Genomic DNA, 18971 nt, shown 5'->3' on the forward strand with positions numbered 1-18971 from the left:
CCCGTCGGACGGTGCGCGCACGACGGGGGGCCTCGGCAGCTGGAACACGATCCGGGCGATCGCCTGGCGACCGACGGCCCGACCGGCCGGGGAGCCTGATCTCTCGGCCGGTCCGGTCCCGGAGCCGGGCCTTGCGGGGGACCGGCGCGGGCACCACGGGCGACCGCACGGGTCGCGGCACGAGCCGGAACGGGGCTGGGAGGGCACCGGCACGGGACGGCAGCGGCTCGGGAGGGCACCGGCACGGGACAGCAGCGGCACGAGCTGGCAGCGGCAAGCCGGAACCGGCACGGGTCGGCACCGCCCCGCGGGGTCCGGACCGCGGCGGCACAGGCCTCGCCGTCTCCCCGCCTGCCGGGCGCCCCGGTGCGCCGTGCGTCAGCCGACCGGCACTCCGGCCTCCAGGTTGAGCACCGTGCCCTGTTCGCGGGCGCGGAGGGCCCAGCGGAGGCGGGTGTAGCGGACCGGCGGCAGGAGGTCGGCGGCCTCCTCCTCGGTGACGAAGCGCCAGGCGCGGAGTTCGGCGCCCGGGAGGAGCAGGCGGTCGGCGTCGGCGGTGGCGAGTCGGCCGCCGTCGAAGAGGAGGCGGAGGCCGCCGTAGCCGGGAGGCTGGGGCCGTTCCCAGTCGACCAGGAGAAGGCGGGGGACGGTGTCGAGTTCGAGCCCTATCTCCTCGGCGACCTCGCGCATTCCGGCGCGGGCGGGCGCCTCGCCTGGTTCGACGACGCCCCCGGGGAACTCCCAGCCGGGCTTGTACGTGGGGTCGACCAGCAGGAAGCGGTCATGCTCGTCGAAGAGCAGGACGCCGGCGGCCAGGGTCTCGCCGGTGGGCTCGGGGGTCTGGACGATCCCGCACGGCGCCGCGTGGCCCGCGGCGACGGCGTCGGCGATCGCCCGGGCGGTCTCGGCGGCCGTGAGCGCCGAGTTGTCGACGGCGTAGGCGTCCGCGGCCAGCCAGCCGTCGAGCGCGTCGCGGAAGGGGCCGACGTGGTCGAGACACCAGCGGCGCACGCGTTCGGCCGCCTGCGCCGGGGACTCCCCCGAGGTCTCGGCGTACGCCTCGGAGCCGGCCTCACCCGCCACGCCGCCCCCCGCCTCCGCCTCGGCGGCGAAGGCGGCACGGCTGTCGATACGGCCCCGCAGGATCGTTTCATCGGGAGCGAGCACGACATGCCGCACCTCGATCCTGCGGGCCGCGAGGGCGCCGAACATCTCGTCCCGGTAGTCCTGCCGGATCAGGGTCATCGGGACCACCAGCACCCCGCCGACCTCGGCGAGCATCGCGGCGGCCGCGTCCACGACCAGACGGCGCCAGACCGGCAGGTCCTGGAAGTCGGTGACCTCCGCGAGACGTTTCTGCGGAAGCAGCCGGCAGACGGCGCCTCCGACCAGCTCGGGGTCGTACAGCGTGCTGTTCGGGATCAGATCGACCAGCTCGCGCGCGGTGCCGGACTTCCCCGCGCCGAACGCACCGTTGATCCAGACGATCACGATTCCCCCTCTTCGGTTGCCCCCAGTGGACTGCCCGCACCACCCTGCCACGGAAACCCTCCGGCGGAAGTGGTCCGGTCGCGGCAGCGGGCGGCGGAACCGGGGCACGCCCCCGGCGCGTAACACATCCCGAGCCGTCGTCGTTGGAAACGGCGAGCACGAGGGGGTGCGGAGATGGACCGTACGGTTCTGGAGTGGTTTCCGGCGGGAGGCCCGCGCGGCAGCCTGCCCGCGGAGGAGTTCGCCCATGCGCGGCGCGAAGAGGGTCTCGCCGCGCGGGTGGTGATGGATCTGGCGGCCGACGCCTTTCTGGTCATCGTGGAACAGCGGACGCCGGACACGCTGCCGGGCTGAGCGCCGGACGCGAGTGCGGGGCCCGGGTGTCGGCCGGCGGGCGCTGCCCATCGGCGGACCAGCGGCGGACCAGCGGCGGGCCGGCGACGAACCGGCGGACCGGACAGCCTATGCCGGACACCAGCCGGAGGCATCAGGCCGGCCCCCGGCGGGACCGGGCACCGGCACCGGCACCGGCACCGCCGGGCCCGTCCTGGTCAGGCCTCGGTCCCGCCGCGCCCCGACCACGACGTGCCCGGCGCGCGGCCTCAGGCCCGCGCCGTCGCCGCGGCCGCCGCGCCCAGGAGCCCCGCGTCCGTGCCCGTACGCGCCGGGACGACCTGCAGGTCCCGCACGAAGGAGAGCGTGGCGTACGAGCGGAGGCTGCGGCGCAGCGGCGCGAAGAGGACCTCGCCGGCGCCCGCCACTCCCCCGCCGACGACGGCGATGTCGATCTCCACGAGGGTGGCGGTCGCGGCGATCCCCGCGGCCAGGGCCTGGGCCGCGCGCTCGAAGGACGCCACGGCGACCGGGTCGCCGGCGCGGGCGGCGGCGGCCACCGCGGCGGCGGAGGTGTCGCCGTCGGGGCCGGGCCGCCAGCCGTTCTCCAGGGCGCGACGCGCGATGTGCGGGCCGCTGGCGATCCGCTCGACGCAGCCGCGCCCGCCGCAGGCGCACGGCTCGCCGTCGAGGTCCACGCTGATGTGGCCGATGTGACCGGCGTTGCCGGTGGGACCGGGATGGACCCGTCCGTCCAGGACGAGGCCGCCGCCGACGCCGGTGGAGACGACGAGACACAGTGCGTTGTCGTGGCCGCGCGCCGCACCCTGCCAGTGCTCGGCCGCCGTCATGGCGACGCCGTCGCCGACGAGCGTGACGGGCCGTCCGCCGCTCGCCCGGTGGACCCGCTCGACCAGCGGGAAGTCGCGCCAGCCGGGCACGTTGACCGGGCTGACGCTGCCGGCCACCGCGTCGACGGGTCCGGCACTGCCGATGCCGACGGCACCCGCCGAGGCCCACAGCGGCGATCCGGCGAGCTCGTCGAGGACCGCCGTCACCGCCCCCATCACCGTCTCGCCGTCCTCCCGCGCGGGTGTGGGCCGCTGGGTGCGGAGCCGGATCCGGCCACCGCCGTCGACCAGCGCTCCGGCGATCTTGGTGCCGCCGATGTCGAGGGCGACGACGAGCTCAGTGTGCATGGGCTCCGGGTCTCTGTGGGGACAGTGTGTGTGAGCTACAGTCTTCCGCCCTCTGACAACGTTGTCCAGGGCCTATGCTCGACAGCAACGAGATCGATACACACATGAGCGCGCGAGCGCACACCCGACGGAGGATCCGCACACCGTGGCCGACATCGCCCGCCGCCCCGAACATCGTTACGGCAATCGGCCCACGATGAAGGACGTCGCCGCCCGGGCGGGCGTCGGACTCAAGACCGTCTCACGGGTCGTCAACGGCGAGCCGGGCGTCACGCCCGACACCGAGCGGAGGGTCCAGGAGTCCATCGACGCGCTCGGTTTCCGCCGCAACGACAGCGCGCGCGTGCTGCGCAAGGGGCGTACGGCTTCGGTGGGCCTGGTCCTGGAGGATCTGGCCGACCCCTTCTACGGTCCGCTCAGCCGCGCCGTCGAGGAGGTCGCCCGGGCGCACGGGGCGCTGCTCATCAACGGCTCCAGCGCCGAGGACCCGGACCGGGAGCAGGAGCTGGCGCTCGCGCTGTGCGCGCGGCGCGTGGACGGCCTGATCGTCATCCCGGCGGGCAGTGACCACCGTTACCTGGAGCCGGAGATACGGGCGGGCGTCGCGACCGTGTTCGTCGACCGTCCGGCGGGCGGGATCGACGCGGACGTCGTGCTCTCGGACAGCTTCGGCGGCGCGCGGTCCGGGGTGGCGCACCTGATCGCGCACGGCCACCGCCGCATCGGTTTCATCGGTGACCGGCCGCGCATCCACACGGCGACGGAGCGCCTGCGCGGCTACCGCACCGCGATGGAGGACGCGGGCCTGGACGTGGCCGAGGAGTGGGTGGCGCTCGGCCCGACCGACCCCGGGCGGGTGGCGGAGGCGGTCGGGGCGATGCTGTCCGGGCCCGAGCCCGTGACGGCCCTCTTCGCGGGCAACAACCGCGTGACGGTGACCGCCGTGCGGACCCTCGCCGGCCGGGAACGGCCGGTGGCCCTGGTCGGCTTCGACGACATCGAGCTCGCCGACCTGCTGGGCATCACGGTCATCGCCCAGGACGCGGCCGCGCTCGGACGGACGGCGGCGGAGCGCCTGTTCCGGCGCCTCGACGGGATCGACGAGGCGCCGGCGACGGTCGTGCTCGGGACCCGGCTGATCGCGCGGGGCTCGGGCGAGATCCCGCCCGCCATGTGACGGAAGCCGCGGACGCCGGCCGGGATCTCGGCGCAGATGCCGCCCCGGACCCGGGCCCCGGCCTGGGCCCGCGGGGCCGGTCCGACCGAAGGTCTGCCGGAGGCCGGTCCGACCGCCCTCGCACCGGCGGGCGGAACGGTCGTTCCGCGGGCGTCCGGACCGCGTCCTGCCGGGCCGGCAACCGGGCGCCCGTCAGCCGCGCCACCCCGACACCGTCCCGGACACCCCACCGGCGGACGCCCGGACCCACGCCGGCCCGGTCCCGCGCCGTCCCGGACGCCCCGCCTACGGACGCCCGGTCCCACGTCGGTCCGGCCCGGACCCACGCCGACCCGGCTGCCCGGCCGGTCAGCAGACCGGCAGGCCGGGCACGGGCTGGTCGTTGTCGCCGCCCTTGAGGTAGACGACGCTGAAGTACACGTTGGTGTTGCCGCTGTCGTCGTCCGTCCTGGCCCACCAGATGTTGGTCCACTTGCCGTACGTCTCACGACGGCCCAGGTCGACCTGGCAGTAGAAGTAGTTCGCGCCGGCGTTCAGGATGCCCATCTCGCCGCCGTCGTGACGGTACGTCTTCTCCGTCCGCCACACCTGGCACTCGTACTTCCCGCCGCCCTGGGAGGTGCAGCTGCCGGCCGGTGGCCTGGGGGCCGTACCGCCGCCGGTCGCGGCCGTACCGTCGCCGGTGCTGCCGCCCGTACTCCCCCCGCTGCCGCTGCCTCCGCCGCTGCCGCCCCCCGTCGTCGTGCCGCCCGCTGCCCCGCCGGGCACGGGCGCCTTCGTCGGCTCCGAGGGCGAGGGGGTGGGCCTCCCCGGTTCCTTCGCGTCGTCCTTGTCGGCGGCGGCGGAGGCGGACGGGCTCCCGCCCGGTGTCTCCCGGCCGCCGGGGGCGCCCGGGTCGAGCACCCGCCCGGGGTCGGCGCCCGGACTCGTCGGCGACTGCCCGTCGGCCGACTGCCCCTGTTCCGCGCCGCCGTCCCGGTCGAGCAGGGCGTACGTCACGCCACCGCCGGCCAGGAGGACGGCGGCGACCGCGGCGGCGACCAGCGCACCGGAGCGCCGGCGCCCCGTCCCGCCGTGCGCGCCGGACGCCCGGGTCGGTGCGGACGGTCCGCCGTGGCCGCCGGACCCGGCGGACAGCGGAACCGTTCCCGGCCCCGGCACCGGGTGCCCGACGGGCTGCGGCGCCGGCGGTACGGCCGGACCGAACCCCTGCGGGCCGTGCGGAACGGCGTCGAGCTCCGTCGGCGCCCACGGCCGGGGCGTGGCGTTCGGTCGAGCGGACGCGACGGGGGCCTGGCCGGTCTGCGGCACATCCACCCGGCCCGGCTCCGGCACCGCCGCGGCCGTCTCGTCGCGCCCCTCCGCCACGGCCGTCAGCAGTCGGGCCGCCGTGCGCGCGTCGGGGCGCCGGGCCGGGTCCTTGTCCAGGAGCAGACGGAGTACCGGGGCAAGGGGGCCCGCGCGGCGCGGTTCGGGCAGGGGCTCGACGACGATGGCGTTGAAGGTCTGCCACGTGGAGGTGCGGCGGAAGGGCGAGCTGCCCTCGACGGTCGCGTAGAGGGTGGCGCCCAGCGCCCAGACGTCCGAGGCGGGGCCGGGCTGGTGGCCCTGGGCGCGCTCGGGGGCGAGGTAGTCGAGCGAGCCGACGATCTCGCCGCTGCGGGTCAGGTGGGTGTCCGAGCCGTCGCCCGGGTCGTCCATCGCCGCGATGCCGAAGTCGGTGAGGACGACGCGCCCGGACCGGTCGAGCAGGATGTTGCCGGGCTTCACGTCGCGGTGGAGCACACCGGCGTCGTGCGCGGCGGCGAGCGCTTCCAGGACGGCGGCGCCGATTCCCGCCGCCTCCCGCGGGTCGAGGGTGCCGCGCTCGCCGAGCACGCCGTCGAGCGAGGGCCCGTCGACGAGCTCCATGACGATGACGGGGCGGCCCTGATGGTCGGTCACGTCGTGGACGGCGACGACTCCCGGGTGCCGGACCCGGGCCGCGGCCCTGGCCTCGCGCTGCATCCGCAGCCGCAGGCCCTCCAGTTCGGGACCCGACGCGTCGTTGTAGGCGCGCAGTTCCTTGACGGCCACCTCGCGGCCGAGGACCTCGTCGACGGCGCGCCAGACGACCCCCATGCCGCCGCGCCCGAGCTGCCGCACCAGTCGATAGCGGCCGGCCAGCCGCTCGTACTCCCCCGATGACACCGATGCCCCGTTCCCTGTCGGCTGCGTTGGACGCGTACAGAGTACGGGGCACCGGGAACGGCCCGTGGGAGCCGTGGGGCTACTGGGCGGTCACCGTGAGGTCGCCGCGCCGCGGGGCGGCGAAGCGGTCGAGGTCCGCGCGGCCGAGGCCGGTCAGTGCGTCGACCTCGGCGGTGTCGAGGGCGCCGCAGTCGATGCCGCGGAGCAGGTACGAGGAGAGCGCCTTGGCGGTGGCGGGCTCGTCCATGACGTCGCCGCCGGCGTGGTTGGCGTAGGCGGAGAGGCGCTTGGCCGCGGCCTGGAAGCCCTCGCGGTAGAAGGCGAAGACGGCGGCGTAGCGGGTGGGGATGTGGCCGGGGTGCATGTCCCAGCCCTGGTAGTAGGCGCGGGAGAGGGCGCGCCGGGTGAGGCCGTAGTGGAGCCTCCAGGCCTCGTGGACGTGGGCGGTGGAGCCGACCGGGAGGACGTTGGTGGAGCCGTCGGAGACCCGTACGCCGGTGCCGGCGGCGGCGACCTGCATGATCGCCTTGGCGTGGTCGGCGGCGGGGTGGTCGCTGGCCTGGTAGGCGGCGGAGACGCCGAGGCAGGCGCTGTAGTCGAAGGTGCCGTAGTGGAGGCCGGTGGCGCGGCCCTCGGCGGCGCCGATCATGCGGGCGACCGTCGCCGTGCCGTCGGAGGCGAGGATGGCCTGGCTGGTCTCGATCTGGATCTCGAAGCCGAGGCGGCCCTCGTCGAGGCCGTGGGCCTTCTCGAAGGCTTCGAGGAGGCGGACGAAGGCGGTGACCTGCTCGGGGTAGGTGACCTTGGGGAGGGTGAGGACGAGGCCGTCGGGCAGGCCGCCGTGCTCCATCAGACCGGTGAGGAAGACGTCGGTGGTGCGGATGCCGCGGTCGCGTACGGCGGCCTCCATGCACTTCATGCGGATGCCCATGTACGGGGCGGCGCCGAGGTCCGCGTGGGCCTCGGTGATGATCCGGGCGGCGCGGGCCGCGTCGTGGTCCTCGTCCGTGCCGGCGTAGCCGTCCTCGAAGTCGACGCGCAGGTCCTCGATCGGCTCGCGCTCCAGCTTGGCGCGGACGCGGCCGTAGACGTCCTCGGCGAGGTCGTCGGAGAGGCCGAGGACGGCCGCGAAGGTGGCGGCGTCGGGGGCGTGCTCGTCGAGGGCGGCGAGCGCCTGGTCGCCCCAGGAGCGGATGGTGCCGGCGTCGAAGACGTCGCCGGGTACGTAGACGGTGTGGACGGGCTGGCGGGTGCCGGGGTCTCCCGGGTAACGACGGTCCAGCTCGGCGTCCACGGTGGCGAGGGAGGCGCTGATGCCCTCGCTGACCGTGCCCGCGAGGCTCGTCGACACCTTCTCCTGCTGACCCATCCCAGATCCTCCTGTTTTCCGCTGCACGGAATCAACAATCCGTATGGCGAAGTTAGTAGCCAGGCTCCGCTTGCGTCAATGGGTGTCCACGGCCGGCCGAAACGGCCGGGGGCCGCGCGGTGAAGATCACCACGCGGCCCCCGGGCCGGCGAAATCCGCAGATCAGCCCTTGCGGGACGTGATCTCGTCGGTCAGCTGCGGGACGACGTCGAAGAGGTCGCCCACCACGCCGTAGTCGACGAGGTCGAAGATCGGGGCCTCGGCGTCCTTGTTGATGGCGACGATGGTCTTCGAGGTCTGCATACCCGCACGGTGCTGGATCGCACCGGAGATGCCGGAGGCGATGTACAGCTGCGGCGAGACCGACTTGCCGGTCTGGCCGACCTGGTTGGAGTGCGGGTACCAGCCGGCGTCGACGGCGGCGCGGGAGGCGCCGACGGCGGCACCGAGCGAGTCGGCGAGCGCCTCGATGACCGCGAAGTTCTCGGCACCGTTGACACCGCGGCCACCGGAGACCACGATCGCGGCCTCGGTCAGCTCGGGGCGGCCTGTCGACTCGCGCGGGGTGCGGGCGGTCACCTTGGTGCCGGTGGCCAGCTCGCCGAAGGAGACCGCGAGGGCCTCGACGGCGCCCGCGGCCGGGGCGGCCTCCACGGGGGCCGAGTTCGGCTTGACCGTGATGACCGGGGTGCCCTTGGAGACGCGGGACTTGGTGGTGAAGGAGGCGGCGAACGCGGACTGCGTCGCGACCGGGCCCTCGTCACCGGCCTCCAGGTCCACGGCGTCGGTGATGATGCCGGAGCCGATGCGGACGGCGAGGCGCGCGGCGACCTCCTTGCCCTCGGCGGAGGACGGCACCAGGACGGCGGCCGGGGAGACGGCCTCGTACGCGGCCTGGAGCGCGTCCACCTTCGGGACGACCAGGAAGTCGGCGAACTCGGGGGCGTCGGCGGTCAGGACGCGGGTGGCGCCGTGCTCGCCGAGGACGGCGGCGGTGTCGCCGGCACCCTTGCCCAGCGCGACGGCGACCGGCTCGCCGATGCGGCGGGCGAGGGTCAGCAGCTCCAGGGTGGGCTTGCGAACGGCTCCGTCGACGTGGTCGACGTAGACGAGAATCTCAGCCATGGGACTTCAATCTCCTGCGGAAGAAACGGGGACGGCCTGAGGGGACGGCGCGGTTCGCGCGAGCCCTTAGATGAACTTCTGGCTCGCGAGGAACTCGGCGAGCTGCTTGCCGCCCTCGCCCTCGTTCGTCACGATCGTGCCCTTGGTGCGCGCGGGACGCTCGGCGGCCGACTCGACCTTGGTCCAGGCGCCCTCCAGGCCGACCTGCTCGGCCTCGAGGTCGAGGTCCGACAGGTCCAGGGACTCCACCGGCTTCTTCTTGGCGGCCATGATGCCCTTGAAGGACGGGTAGCGGGCCTCGCCCGACTGGTCCGTCACGGAGACGACGGCGGGGAGGGACGCCTCCAGCTGCTCCGAGGCGGAGTCGCCGTCACGGCGGCCGGTCACGACACCGTCCTCGATCTTGACCTCGGAGAGCAGCGTGACCTGCGGGACGCCCAGGCGCTCGGCCAGGATCGCCGGGAGGACACCCATGGTGCCGTCGGTGGAGGCCATACCGGCGATGACGACGTCGTAGCCGGTCTTCTCGATGGCCTTGGCGAGCACCAGCGAGGTGCCCATCACGTCGGTGCCGTGCAGGTCGTCGTCCTCGACGTGGACGGCCTTGTCGGCGCCCATGGACAGCGCCTTGCGCAGGGCGTCCTTGGCGTCCTCGGGGCCGACGGTGATGACGGTGACCTCGGCGTCGTCCGCCTCTTCGGCGATCTGCAGGGCCTGCTCGACCGCGTACTCGTCGAGCTCCGAAAGGAGGCCGTCGACGTCGTCGCGGTCGACCGTCAGGTCATCGGCGAACTTCCGGTCGCCAGTGGCGTCCGGCACGTACTTCACACAGACAACGATCCTCAAGCTCACGCCGGCTCTCCTACTGCATCGTCATAACTGGGCTGCGGTGTTGCTCGCAGCATAGGCGCCTGAAGGGCGGGTTTCCGGTCGGGGCGTCGGACGCCCCGACCGAAATATTACTCGTCAGTACACCCAGTTCGTTACGAGTGAGCAAGCGCTCAGCCGTGTGACCTTGCCAACGCCCCCCTGAGGGGCGCGTACGGGAACTCTCAGTCGCGCAGCGCGTTGAAGCGTCCCTGGTGGTACAGCAGTGGACGGCCCACGCCGTCCGGGTCGCCCGCGACGACCTGCGCGATGACGATGCGGTGGTCACCGGCCGGCACACGGGCCACCACCCGGCACACGAGCCAGGCGAGGACGCCGTCGAGTACGGGCACGCCCTCCGGGCCCCGGCTCCAGCGGGTGGGGGCGGCGAAGCGGTCGGTGCCGCTGCGGGCGAACGTGGCGGCCAGCTCCTGCTGGTGCTCGCCGAGTATGTGCACACCGATGTGCTCGGCCTCGGCCACCACGGGCCAGCTGGAGGATCCGGTGCCCACGCCGAAGGAGATCAGCGGCGGATCGGCGGCGACGGAGTTGAGCGAGGTGGCGGTGAAGCCGACCGGCCGGTCCCCGTGCGCGGTGACGACCGCGACGCCGGCGGCGTGCTGCCGGAAGACCGAGCGGAGCAGATCGGGAGAGCCGGGCCGGGGTGCGCCGACGGAGGGGAGGGAGGGAATCGTCGTGAGCGTACGGAGCTCGGGCGAGACCGTCATGGAGTTGTCCTTCTGCGGTGGCGGCGGGAGGTGGGCGTCGGGTTCGTCAGACACCCGGACAGCGCGCGCTCGCGTTGCGGGCCAGGTCCACGTGGGCCCGGCCGAAGAGAAGGAGTTCTGAGGGCACTACGCCAGACTGACGATCGTTGACGTGTGCAGTCAAGTGCGTACCGGGATGTGGGAGATGTGTCACCGCGTCAGGGACCGTAGGGCGCACCGGGTCAGACCGCCCGTCCGAGCGCCGCGATGACGTCGGCCCTGCGCGGCTGTCCCGACGCCCGGCGGACGATCCGGCCGGCCCGGTCGAGGACGAGCACCGTGGGCGTACGCACGATCCCGAGTGCACGGACCAGATCCAGCCGCTCCTCGGCGTCGATCTCGACGTGCCCGACGCCCTCGACCATGGCGGCCACCTCGGCGAGGGTCCTGCGGGTGGCCCGGCAGGGCTGGCAGAAGGCGGTGGAGAACTGGACCAGGGTGGCCCGTTCCCCCAGCTCGGCGCCCAGCGCCGCCGCACCCAGGACCTCGGTCATGCCCACTGCCTCCTCGCGTACGTCCATACGGGGTGCAGCGTCCCACGACACCGTTCGATTCCCGCCACGAACACCGGGAGTGACGAGAATCTCCCCGTACGAAGCCGTCAGGACTGGTCACGAGCCCCCACATGGGGCACGATCTGCCCAAAGCCGAAAACCTACGGCCGCGTAACTTCGCCGGGAGAACCCTCCCCAGGCAGAGACGAAGGGGTTCCACCCAGATGGCAGAGCTCGTCTATCGGCCGGTCATCGGCGCCGCCAGGACCATGTTCAAGGCGCTGGACCTGAAGATCGACACTCAGGGTTCGCACAACATCCCCCGCGAGGGCGGGGCGGTGATCGTGAGCAACCACATCAGCTATCTGGACTTCATCTTCACCGGGCTGGCCGCACTGCCGCAGAAGCGCCTGGTGCGCTTCATGGCGAAGGACTCGGTCTTCCGGCACAAGGTGTCCGGCCCGCTGATGCGCGCGATGAAGCACATCCCGGTGGACCGGGCCCAGGGCGAGCACGCCTACGAGCACGCGCTGAAGGCGCTGCGGTCGGGCGAACTCGTCGGCGTCTTCCCCGAGGCGACCATCTCGCAGTCCTTCACCCTCAAGAGCTTCAAGTCGGGCGCCGCCCGGCTGGCCCAGGAGGCCGGGGTGCCGCTGATCCCGATGGCGCTGTGGGGCACCCAGCGGATCTGGACCAAGGGCAGGCCGCGCAACTTCGGGCGCAGCCACATCCCGGTCACCATCCGGGTCGGCGAGCCGGTGGAGGCGCCGGCGGACCAGTTCGCGGGGGCGATCACCCGGCGGCTGCGCGAGCGGGTCCAGGAGCTCCTGGAGGCCGCCCAGCGCGCGTACCCCGTGCGCCCCAAGGACGCGAGCGACACCTGGTGGGTGCCCGCGCACCTCGGGGGCACGGCGCCGACGCCCGAAGAGGTCAAGGCCCGGGAGCAGTAGGCGCCCGGGACGCCAGGACCCCCGGGCGACGAAACGTCTCTCCGGATGTCACACGGGTCGCGGGCGGTGATCCGCACCCCGGTCCCCCCCTCCTCGGCACCCCGGCGAGCAGCGTCGTGGCAGCTTCACGGCGACGAGGCCGTGGACCGGGGAGTGCGCGCTTTCGGAGCATGGGAATGCGGCCGGACGGGAGTCGATGCAACTCCGTCCGGCCGCACCTTCATGCAGAGCCGGTGGCTAGCGCGCCATCTCTTCCTTCAGCGCCTGGAGGAAGGCGTCGACGTCGTCCTCCTTGGTGTCGAAGGAGCACATCCAGCGCACGTCGCCGGCCGTCTCGTCCCAGAAGTAGAAGCGGAAACGCTCCTGGAGACGGCGGCTGACCTCGTGCGGCAGCCGCGCGAAGACGGCGTTCGCCTGGACCGGGTAGAGGATCTCCACCCCGTCCACGCCCCGCACACCGGCCGCGAGGCGCTGGGCCATCGCGTTGGCGTGCCGCGCGTTGCGCAGCCACAGGTCCTTGGCGAGCAGCGCCTCCAGCTGCACCGAAACGAAGCGCATCTTGGACGCGAGCTGCATGGACAGCTTGCGCAGGTGCTTCATGTGGCTGACCGCGTCCGGATTGAGGACGACCACGGCCTCGCCGAAGAGCATGCCGTTCTTGGTGCCGCCGTACGAGATGACGTCGACGCCGACCGCGTTGGTGAACGCGCGCATCGGCACGTCGAGCGACGCGGCCGCGTTGGCTATGCGGGCGCCGTCGAGGTGCACCTTCATGCCCTTGGAATGCGCGTGCTCCACGATGGCCCGGATCTCGTCGACCGTGTAAACCGTGCCGAGCTCCGTGTTCTGGGTGATCGAGACGACCTGCGGCATCGCCCGGTGCTCGTCCTCCCAGCCCCAGGCCTGCCGGTCGATCAGCTCGGGGGTGAGCTTGCCGTCCGGGGTGGGCACGGTGAGCAGCTTGAGGCCGCCCATGCGTTCGGGTGCGCCGCCCTCGTCCACGTTGATGTGGGCGCTCTCGGCGCAGATCACCGCGCCCCAGCGGTCGGTGAGCGCCTGGAGCGCGGTCACGTTCGCCCCCGTCCCGTTGAAGACCGGGAAGGCCTCGGCCGAGGGGCCGAAGTGGCTGTGCATGATGCGCTGGAGGTGCTCGGTGTACTGGTCCTCGCCGTAGGCGACCTGGTGGCCGCCGTTGGCGAGGGCGATGGCCGCGAGGACCTCGGGGTGCGCGCCGGCGTAGTTGTCGCTGGCGAAGCCCCGGACCGACGGGTCGTGGTGACGACGGGCGTCGGTCACGGGGCCCAGGGCCGAGGTCACGGCTTGGGGGTCAGCCACAGGCGCTGTCCATTCACTTCCTGTGCGGGCCGGTCCCAGAGTCCGGCGACGGCGTCGGCCAGTTCCTTGACGTCGGTGAAGCCCGCGAACTTCGCATTCGGGCGCTCGGCGCGCATGGCGTCGTGCACCAGTGCCTTGATCACCAGGATCGCAGCCGCCGCCTGCGGCCCGTCGTCGCCCCCCAGCTTGCGGAACGAGTCCGCCATGGCGAGCGTCCACGCCTCGGCCGCCGCCTTGCCGGCGTTGTACGCGGCGTTGTTGGCCTGCGGCTTGTGCGCGCCGACCTGGCTGATCAGCGCGTAGCGGCCGCGGCCGCCGCTGCGCAGCAGCCCGTCGTGGAAGGCGAGCGAGGTGTGCTGGACCGTGCGGATCAGGAGCTTCTCCAGGAAGTTCCAGTCCTTGAGGTCGGTCTCGACGAAGGAGCTGCTGCCGCGCCAGCCGCCGACGAGGTGGACCAGGCCGTCGATCCGGCCGAACTCCTTCTCGGTCTTCGCGGCCCACTCCTTGGTGGCGTCCAGGTCCAGGAGGTCGACGGTGTCGCCGGTGACCGTGGCGCCGCCGTGGGCGTAGCGGGCCGCGTCCACGGCCTCCACGAGGCGCGCCGGATCGGCGTCGGAGGCGACGACGGTCGCGCCCGCCTCGGCCAGGCGCAGGAGGGTGGCCCGGCCGGCCGGGCCGGCCGCGCCCGCGACCGCGATGACGGCTCCGTCCAGGGCTCCGCCGTTACCGTTACCGATCATGGTCGCCTCCCGCTCTGTCGCCTGTGCCGCCTGGTTCACCTCTGCCGTGTCGGTCACGCGGCGGCCTGCTCGGCCCGCACGGCGCCGGCGGCGGTGATGCCCTTGGTGGAGGCGATCACGGCCTTGAGCTTCTTCGCAAGGGCCTCATAGAACATGCTCAGCGGAAACTCGTCCGGAAGCACGTCGTCCACGAGCTTGCGCGGCGGAAGCGTGAGGTCCAGGGCGTCAGGGCCCTTCGCCCACGTGGAGCCCGGGTGCGGGGCCAGGTAGGTGGAGACGAGCTCGTAGGCCTTGAACCAGTGCACGAGCTTCGGACGGTCGATGCCGTCGCGGTAGAGCGTCTCGATCTCGGCGCAGAGCTGGTTGGTGATCTCCGGAGCGCGCTTCCAGTCGATCTTCAGCTTGTTGTCGGTCCAGCGGATCACGTCGTGCTTGTGCAGGTACGCGAAGAGCAGCTGGCCGCCGAGACCGTCGTAGTTGCGGTTGCGGTCGCCGGAGAGCGGGAAGCGGAACATGCGGTCGAAGAGCACCGCGTACTGCACGTCACGACCGTGCTCGTTGCCCTCGGCCTCGAGCTTCACGGCCTCCTTGAAGGCGGTGAGGTCGCAGCGCAGCTCCTCCAGGCCGTACATCCAGAACGGCTGGCGCTGCTTGATCATGAACGGGTCGAACGGCAGGTCGCCGTGGCTGTGGGTGCGGTCGTGGACCATGTCCCACAGGACGAAGGCCTTCTCGCAGCGGTCCTGGTCGTCGACCATCGCGGCGATGTCCTCGGGCAGCTCGATGCCGAGGGTGTCGACGGCGGCCTCGGTGACCTTGCGGAAGCGGGCGGCCTCGCGGTCGCAGAAGATGCCGCCCCAGCTGAAGCGCTCTGGGGCCTCGCGGACGGCGATGGTCTCCGGGAAGAGGACGGCCGAGTTGGTGTCGTAGCCGGCGGTGAAGTCCTCGAAGGTGATGCCGCAGAACAGCGGGTTGTCGTAGCGGGTGGCCTCCAGCTCGGAGAGCCACTCGGGCCACACCATGCGCAGCACGACCGCTTCGAGATTGCGGTCGGGGTTGCCGTTCTGGGTGTACATCGGGAAGACGACCAGGTGCTGGAGCCCGTCCTGGCGGTTCGCCGCCGGCTGGAAGGCCAGCAGCGCGTCCAGGAAGTCCGGGACCTCGAAGCCGACCTGCGCCCACTTGCGCAGGTCGGCGACGAGCGCGCGGTGGTAGTCGGCGTCGTGCGGGAGCAGCGGGGAGAGCTGCTCGACCGCGGCGACGATGCGCTCGACGGTCCGCTCGGCGTGGGCCCGGGCCGGGGCGCCCTCGGCCGCGAAGTCGATGGAGCCGTCCGCGCTCTGCCAGGGGCGGAGCTCCTCCACGGCATTCTTGAGCTCGGGCCAGGCAGGGTGGGCGATCACCGGAGCGTCGGCGGATATCCCCCCACCGGTCACGTCCTGCACAAGAATTTCCGTCATGCCTCTTCCTTCACAGGAGAACCTTGCGTCAGCACCACGTAATCATGGCTGGATCTCTCCCACAAGGGGGCGAGGAGAAAATCTCCTGTGACACCCCCCATGCGACCGCTGAATTTCCTGCAAGGTGGGGTTTGAGGCCGAGAAATACGGTGTTCCGCGCGGCAGCTTCCCGTTCCGTCCCCAGCTACTAGGCTGCGCCACGAGCCGCGTCCTGGCCCCGCGGAGCCGGACCGGACCCCGACGGAAGCGAGAAGATCTTGAGTTTCCTCACCATCGGTCATCGCGGAGTCATGGGCGTCGCGCCCGAGAACACCCTGCGCTCCTTCGTCCGTGCCGAGCAGGCCGGCATGGACGCCATCGAACTCGACCTCCACCTCAGCAGGGACGGCGCGCTCGTCGTCATGCACGACGCCGACGTGGACCGCACGACGGACGGCAGCGGGCCGATCTCGAGCAAGACGCTCGCGGAGCTCCGCGAGCTCGACGCGGGCGAAGGGGAGCGGGTCCCGGTCTTCGAGGAGGTCCTGGCGGCGGTGCGGGCCCCGATCCAGGCAGAGATCAAGGACGTCGCCGCGGCCCGCGCGCTGGCCGAGGTGATCGGCTCACGCGATCTGACCGACCGGGTGGAGGTGCTCTCCTTCCACGACGGGGCGCTCGCCGAGATCCGGGACCTGGTGCCGGAGGTGCGCACCGCGCTCGTCGCCGACAACCGTCAGTCCGACGTGGTGGAACGCGCGCTGGCCGTCGGCGCCGCCACGCTCGTCCTGAACATCCGGCACCTCACCCAGGCCACCGTCGAGCAGGCGCACGAGGCGGGTCTGCGGGTGATCGGCTGGGTGGTGAACACCCAGGACGATCTGCGGCTCGTCCGGGCCCTCGGCCTCGACGGGGCGACCACGGACCGGCCGGAGATCCGCCGCACGGGACGCTTCACGGCCTGACCCGTACGCCCGGTCAGCGCGGCCAGACCGTATGGCCGGCCCGCGAGCGGGCGCCACCTCGTCCGCGCGGTCGGGGCAGCCGGGTCTGCGGCCGCGCCGGCCGGGACGGCGGACGTCCGCTCAGGTGAGTTCCTTGACCAGGAGCTCGAACTCCAGGTCGTCGCGCTGCGGCACGCCGAAGCGCTCGTCACCGTACGGGAAGGGCGTCATCCGGCCCGTACGGCGGTAGCCGCGGCGCTCGTACCAGGCGATGAGCTCCTCGCGCACCGAGATGACCGTCATGTGCATCTCGCGCACGCCCCACAGCTCCCGCACCCGGCGCTCGGCCTCGGTGATGATCTGGCGGCCGAGGCCCGCACCCTGGAGCTCCGGGCTGACGGCGAACATGCCGAAGTAGGCGGCCTCGTCGCGGTGTTCCAGCTGGCAGCAGGCGACGAGCGTGCCGTCGAGCTCCACCGCCATCAGCCGGCTGCCCGGCGCGGTGATGACCGCCGCCACGCCCTCCGCGTCCGTGCGCCGGCCCTGCAGGATGTCCGCCTCGGTGGTCCAGCCGACCCGGCTGGAGTCGCCGCGGTAGGCCGACTCGACGAGCGGGACGAGCGCCGGGACGTCGTCCAGGACGGCGTCGCGGTAGGTGATCCGGCCGGTCTGCTGGGTCGCGGCGGTGTCCATGGTGTGCGGGTCTCCCCTCGGGCGCTGGCGATCGACGGGCGCGATCGGGCACGAGCCTAACGCGCTCCCCACACTCCCCCCTCGTACACCCGTGCGCGCCCAGATGCTCGCGTGGTCGCGGGGCGGCCCGGGCATGCACTCCGCGTCGGGATCGCGAGGAGGGGGTGTGCCGCGTGCACGGACCGGCTCTGTCCGGGTGGCTGCTGGTGGTGCTGTGCGCGGCGAGCGGGGCGTACTGCCTGCTGCGCATGCGGGACAGCACCGGTGCGGAGCGCACCGCGGCCGGCAGTGAGGCCGTGATGGGTTTCGGGATGGCCGTGATGGCGCTGCCCGCTGCGGCGCTCACCGAGCCGAGGTGGAGCTGGACCCTGTACGCGGGGGTGTTCGGCCTCGCCGCGCTGCAGGCGCTCGGGTACGCCGTACGGCACGGCGGGCACCATCTGCACCATCTGGTCGGATCGCTGGCGATGGTCTACATGGCGGTGGCGATGTCCGCCGCACCCGGCGCGCACGGGGCACACGGCGCGGGGCACGGCGGCATGGCCGGCACCGGCGGCATACCCGTGCTGACCGGGGCACTGCTCGCCTACTACGGGGTGTACGTGCTGCGGTCGGGTGCCCGGCTGGTGCCGGTGGCCGCCCCGGCGGGCCCGGCCGACGCGCCGCGCGCCGCGGCCTCGGGCCCCGAGCTGACGCTGGCCTGCCGGCTGTCCATGGCGCTCGCGATGCTGGCGATGCTGCTCACTCTCTGAGGTGCCCGTGCGGTGGGATCAAACCGTGGCGTACGTCACTTGATCCGCAAGGCCATACCCCGGGCTGGTACCGCACTCATAGGGTGGCCGCATGTTGGTCTCCCTCGCGCTGCTCGCGCTCGGCGTCCTGACCGCCGTCGTGGCTCCGCGGCTCCTGCCGCGAGCCGACTGGGCGGAGCGGGAACCCGTGGTGGCGCTGTGGGTGTGGCAGTGCGTCGTGGCGACGGTCCTGCTGAGCTTCGCGCTGTCGATGACGTTCAGTGCGGCGGCGGCCTGGCAGGCGGTACGGGGCCACGTCTTCGCGTCCGCGCCGCGCGCGGTGATCGAGGCCTACGAGCTGGGCGCCAATCGGCCGTGGTCGGCCGTCCTCGCCGTCCTCCTCGCGGCGGGCGGCCTGTGGTCCGGGGCGATGCTGGGCCGGGAGATCGGCCAGGCACGGGCGCGCCGCAAACAGCGCCGCTGCGAACTCCTGGAACGGGCTCCGCTGTTGCCGGGCGAGGAGATCTCCGGCAGCGAGCGTCTCGTGGTCCTGGAAGGCGAGCGCGCCGACGCCTGGTGGCTGCCCGGCGGGACGCCCCGCCTGGTCGTCACCACGGCCGCACTGCGCCGGCTCAAGGGCCGCCGGCTCGACGCGGTGCTCGCCCACGAACAGGGACACGCCCGGGCCAGGCACGACTGGCTGCTGCACTGCGGGGAGGCGCTCGCGGGCGGATTCCCGGGCGTGCCCGTCTTCGCGGCCTTCCGCGGCGAGATGCACCGGCTGGTGGAACTGGCGGCGGACGACGTGGCCTCGCGCCGCTTCGGACGGATGACCGTGGCACTCGCCCTGGTCGACCTCAACGAGGACCGCGGGGTCTTCGGCCCCGGCCCGGCCCCCGACGCCGATCTCCCGCAGCGGGTGAACCGGCTGCTCACCGCCGCGCCCCGGCTCAGCCCCGGACGCCGGCTGCGCCTGACGGCCGCGGCGTCCCTGGTCCCGGTGATCCCGGTCCTCGTGGCCTTCGTCCCGGCGCTGGCCGCACTCCCCTAGGTCCCGTCGTCACACTCCCGTCGTTGCCCGCGGGGCAGGCGGGAGTCCGACGACAGGGCCCAGGGACGCGACGCGGGGC

Annotated in this window: 18 protein-coding genes; 6 read left to right on the forward strand and 12 right to left on the reverse strand. The window is 73.1% G+C overall.

The features are described 5' to 3' along the window. Window positions 1-378 precede the first annotated feature (378 nt). The gene (locus ACGF1Z_RS14485) at window positions 379-1491 is read right to left on the reverse strand and encodes an NUDIX domain-containing protein (RefSeq protein WP_393003619.1); all 1113 of its coding nucleotides are present in this window, start codon (window positions 1489-1491) and stop codon (window positions 379-381) included. A gap of 174 nt (window positions 1492-1665) precedes the next feature. Here ACGF1Z_RS14485 and ACGF1Z_RS14490 point away from each other — a divergent pair, with 174 nt between their 5' ends. Beyond that, window positions 1666-1845, forward strand: a complete 180-nt coding sequence (locus ACGF1Z_RS14490; RefSeq protein WP_393003621.1) for a hypothetical protein — start codon at window positions 1666-1668, stop codon at window positions 1843-1845. Between the two features lie 248 nt (window positions 1846-2093). Here the strand turns inward: ACGF1Z_RS14490 and ACGF1Z_RS14495 are convergent, their stop codons facing one another. Continuing rightward, entirely contained in the window at window positions 2094-3023 is a 930-nt protein-coding gene (locus ACGF1Z_RS14495; RefSeq protein ID WP_393003623.1) for an ROK family protein, read from the reverse strand. 145 nt (window positions 3024-3168) lie between these two features. Between ACGF1Z_RS14495 and ACGF1Z_RS14500 the strand changes: the two genes are divergently transcribed. Further along, on the forward strand, window positions 3169-4200 hold the full coding sequence (locus ACGF1Z_RS14500; protein WP_393003625.1) for a LacI family DNA-binding transcriptional regulator: 1032 nt from the start codon (window positions 3169-3171) through the stop codon (window positions 4198-4200). 348 nt (window positions 4201-4548) lie between these two features. Here the strand turns inward: ACGF1Z_RS14500 and ACGF1Z_RS14505 are convergent, their stop codons facing one another. The 6 genes from ACGF1Z_RS14505 to ACGF1Z_RS14530 all read right to left on the reverse strand — a co-directional run bounded on the left by ACGF1Z_RS14505 (window position 4549) and on the right by ACGF1Z_RS14530 (window position 11012). Next, on the reverse strand, window positions 4549-6390 hold the full coding sequence (locus ACGF1Z_RS14505; RefSeq protein WP_393003627.1) for a protein kinase: 1842 nt from the start codon (window positions 6388-6390) through the stop codon (window positions 4549-4551). A 79-nt stretch (window positions 6391-6469) separates the two neighbouring features. After that, window positions 6470-7759, reverse strand: a complete 1290-nt coding sequence (locus ACGF1Z_RS14510; RefSeq protein ID WP_393003629.1) for a DUF6986 family protein — start codon at window positions 7757-7759, stop codon at window positions 6470-6472. 162 nt (window positions 7760-7921) lie between these two features. Beyond that, complete coding sequence (locus ACGF1Z_RS14515; RefSeq protein ID WP_393003631.1) at window positions 7922-8884, reverse strand: electron transfer flavoprotein subunit alpha/FixB family protein; 963 nt, start codon at window positions 8882-8884, stop codon at window positions 7922-7924. 66 nt (window positions 8885-8950) lie between these two features. After that, a complete protein-coding gene (locus ACGF1Z_RS14520; RefSeq protein ID WP_393003633.1) occupies window positions 8951-9736 on the reverse strand; it encodes an electron transfer flavoprotein subunit beta/FixA family protein in 786 nt (261 codons plus the stop codon). Between the two features lie 200 nt (window positions 9737-9936). Further along, on the reverse strand, window positions 9937-10479 hold the full coding sequence (locus ACGF1Z_RS14525; RefSeq protein WP_376631435.1) for a flavin reductase family protein: 543 nt from the start codon (window positions 10477-10479) through the stop codon (window positions 9937-9939). A gap of 221 nt (window positions 10480-10700) precedes the next feature. After that, window positions 10701-11012 (reverse strand): TlpA family protein disulfide reductase, encoded by a 312-nt coding sequence (locus ACGF1Z_RS14530; RefSeq protein ID WP_393003635.1) that lies wholly within the window; start codon window positions 11010-11012, stop codon window positions 10701-10703. A 224-nt stretch (window positions 11013-11236) separates the two neighbouring features. Here ACGF1Z_RS14530 and ACGF1Z_RS14535 point away from each other — a divergent pair, with 224 nt between their 5' ends. Beyond that, window positions 11237-11962: a lysophospholipid acyltransferase family protein gene (locus ACGF1Z_RS14535; protein WP_393003637.1), complete on the forward strand. Its 726-nt coding sequence runs from the start codon at window positions 11237-11239 to the stop codon at window positions 11960-11962. A 237-nt stretch (window positions 11963-12199) separates the two neighbouring features. On the opposite strand, the gene ACGF1Z_RS14540 is transcribed toward ACGF1Z_RS14535, so the two are convergent. From ACGF1Z_RS14540 to ACGF1Z_RS14550, 3 genes are read right to left on the reverse strand one after another with little or no spacing between them, the layout of a single operon-like run. Further along, window positions 12200-13279, reverse strand: coding sequence for a threonine aldolase family protein (locus tag ACGF1Z_RS14540; protein WP_393004185.1), 1080 nt, complete (start codon window positions 13277-13279; stop codon window positions 12200-12202). After that, window positions 13276-14037 (reverse strand): SDR family NAD(P)-dependent oxidoreductase, encoded by a 762-nt coding sequence (locus ACGF1Z_RS14545; RefSeq protein WP_393003639.1) that lies wholly within the window; start codon window positions 14035-14037, stop codon window positions 13276-13278. The genes ACGF1Z_RS14540 and ACGF1Z_RS14545 overlap by 4 nt, the downstream gene beginning before the upstream one ends. Before the next feature lie 53 nt (window positions 14038-14090). Beyond that, window positions 14091-15497 carry a DUF6421 family protein gene (locus tag ACGF1Z_RS14550; RefSeq protein ID WP_393003641.1) on the reverse strand — a complete coding sequence of 469 codons (1407 nt, stop codon included), beginning with the start codon at window positions 15495-15497 and terminating at the stop codon, window positions 14091-14093. Window positions 15498-15754: 257 nt separating this feature from the next. Between ACGF1Z_RS14550 and ACGF1Z_RS14555 the strand changes: the two genes are divergently transcribed. Further along, entirely contained in the window at window positions 15755-16438 is a 684-nt protein-coding gene (locus ACGF1Z_RS14555) for a glycerophosphodiester phosphodiesterase (RefSeq protein ID WP_393003643.1), read from the forward strand. A gap of 120 nt (window positions 16439-16558) precedes the next feature. On the opposite strand, the gene ACGF1Z_RS14560 is transcribed toward ACGF1Z_RS14555, so the two are convergent. Continuing rightward, window positions 16559-17110 carry a GNAT family N-acetyltransferase gene (locus tag ACGF1Z_RS14560; protein ID WP_393003645.1) on the reverse strand — a complete coding sequence of 184 codons (552 nt, stop codon included), beginning with the start codon at window positions 17108-17110 and terminating at the stop codon, window positions 16559-16561. 173 nt (window positions 17111-17283) lie between these two features. Here ACGF1Z_RS14560 and ACGF1Z_RS14565 point away from each other — a divergent pair, with 173 nt between their 5' ends. Together ACGF1Z_RS14565 and ACGF1Z_RS14570 are read left to right on the forward strand one after the other, a co-directional pair. Further along, complete coding sequence (locus ACGF1Z_RS14565) at window positions 17284-17862, forward strand: DUF5134 domain-containing protein (RefSeq protein ID WP_393003647.1); 579 nt, start codon at window positions 17284-17286, stop codon at window positions 17860-17862. A 91-nt stretch (window positions 17863-17953) separates the two neighbouring features. After that, entirely contained in the window at window positions 17954-18892 is a 939-nt protein-coding gene (locus ACGF1Z_RS14570) for a M56 family metallopeptidase (protein WP_393003649.1), read from the forward strand. Window positions 18893-18971 lie beyond the last annotated feature (79 nt).

It is taken from the genome of Streptomyces sp. NPDC048018 (assembly GCF_043202995.1).
Lineage (GTDB): Bacteria > Actinomycetota > Actinomycetes > Streptomycetales > Streptomycetaceae > Streptomyces.